Source organism: Paenibacillus tabacirhizosphaerae, from assembly GCF_040812395.1.
Lineage (GTDB): Bacteria > Bacillota > Bacilli > Paenibacillales > NBRC-103111 > Paenibacillus_E.
Genome location: NZ_JBFNXH010000060.1, coordinates 1 through 1784, shown reverse-complemented (window position 1 = coordinate 1784; position 1784 = coordinate 1). Strand labels below are relative to the sequence as shown.

1 protein-coding gene is annotated in these 1784 nt (G+C 46.6%); it reads left to right on the top strand.

Features of this window, described 5'->3' with window-relative positions:
• Positions 1–129: 129 nt before the first annotated feature.
• Positions 130–1698 carry an IS1182 family transposase gene (locus ABRS97_RS27940; protein WP_367819444.1) on the top strand — a complete coding sequence of 523 codons (1569 nt, stop codon included), beginning with the start codon at positions 130–132 and terminating at the stop codon, positions 1696–1698.
• Positions 1699–1784 lie beyond the last annotated feature (86 nt).

Below are 1784 nucleotides of genomic sequence, written 5' to 3'. Positions count from 1 at the left end.
GAGGCTGTCTCAAAAGGTCTGAAAAGACCTGAGAGATAGCCTCGGTATTTTTGTATAAAATAACAAAAAGAAATCTCTCTTTGGTAAAATGGAAGTACCACCAACCATTTACGAAAAGGAGAGATTTCTTTGTATCTCAAATATACCATGGATCAACTTTGCCTGCCAATGGATTTAGAAGAAGACATTCCTCAGAACCACCTTGTTCGCGTGGTGAATGCTGCCGTGAATCGTCTGGACGATGCTATCTTTGACGCTGTTTACCCTGGAGGAGGTCGAGACAGCTATCATCCTAAGATGCTGACCAAAGTCATTATCTACGCCTACACCCAGCGCATCTACTCCTCCCGCCAAATTGCCAAAGCCGTTCGTGAGAACCTCATGTTCATGTGGGTCGCTGGCAGACAAAGACCGGATTTCCGCACCATCAACCGTTTTCGTTCCGAGCGGATGAAAGAGGTACTGGAGACGGTGTTTACTGCCGTTCTTCAATTTCTAGCTGACGAGAAATACGTGGGGCTTGAACACTACTTTGTCGACGGTACCAAGATCGAAGCAAACGCCAACCGCTACACGTTTGTTTGGGGCAAAGCTGTCGTGAAGCATAAGGCGAAGCTGCAAGAGAAAGTGCAGACATTGTTTGCCGCTATCGAAGAAGCCGAAAAGCAAGAGGAACGAGCGAACGGCGGTCAAGACCTCTGCGAACTCGGTGAAGCTTCGAAGATCACAAGTGAAAAACTGGAGAATGCGGTTAAACAACTAGAAGAAAGACTGCAGGAAAAACCAAAGGATAACCCTTTGAAGAAAGCGGTGCGCGCACTTCGTAAGGACTTGCTCCCTCGCCTTCAAAAGTATGAATCTTATGAAGAAATTCTAGGGAATCGGAACAGCTACAGTAAGACCGACAAAGACGCCACGTTCATGCGTATGAAAGAAGATCACATGCGTAACGGTCAGCTTAAGCCAGGATACAATGTGCAGATTGGCACCGAAAATCAATTCATCCTCGGCTACAGTGTACACCAACGGCCTACAGATACACGTTGTCTAATCCCTCATCTTGAAAAAGTAAAATCGCTACTAAGCAAACTACCAGAAACAGTCATCGCCGACGCGGGATATGGCGGCGAAGAGAACTACGACTATTTAGAGCATAACGAAGCCGAAGCCATCGTCAAATACAGCACCTACCACCGTGAGAAAAGCAAAGCATGGCAAAAAGATATAAGTAAAATCGACAACTGGACCTATGACAAAGAACAAGATACGTGGACATGTACTGCTGGGCAAACCCTCATTTTCCGCAGAGTAAGCAAAGAAAAAACAGAAAGTGGATACGAGATCGAGCATCGTCATTACAGGAGTCTAAGTTGCGAGGGATGTCCGCTAAAAACGCAGTGCACGAAAGCTGAGGGCAATCGCGAAGTCAAAGTGAGCATGAAATATTGGCGTTTAAAAAACCAGGCACGTGAAAAACTCCGCAGCGAAGAAGGTCACGCGCTAGCGGTCAGGCGCATGATCGAGCCGGAGCCTGTGTTTGGAGATATGAAGAACAACCGTGGATTCAAAAGGTTCCTGCTTCGAGGCTTACCCAAAGTAAGTCTGGAGGTCGGGTGGCTTTCGCTTGCCCACAATCTGCTGAAGAAAGCAGCAGTGGATGCCAGAAGCAAAGGAGCTAAGCGCAAACAGGCCGCTTAGCTCCTTTTTCATTTCAATTATTCGCTCTTTTTAACGATGAGATCCGTCCCACACATCTATAATTGTTACTTTTGAGACAGCCTCTT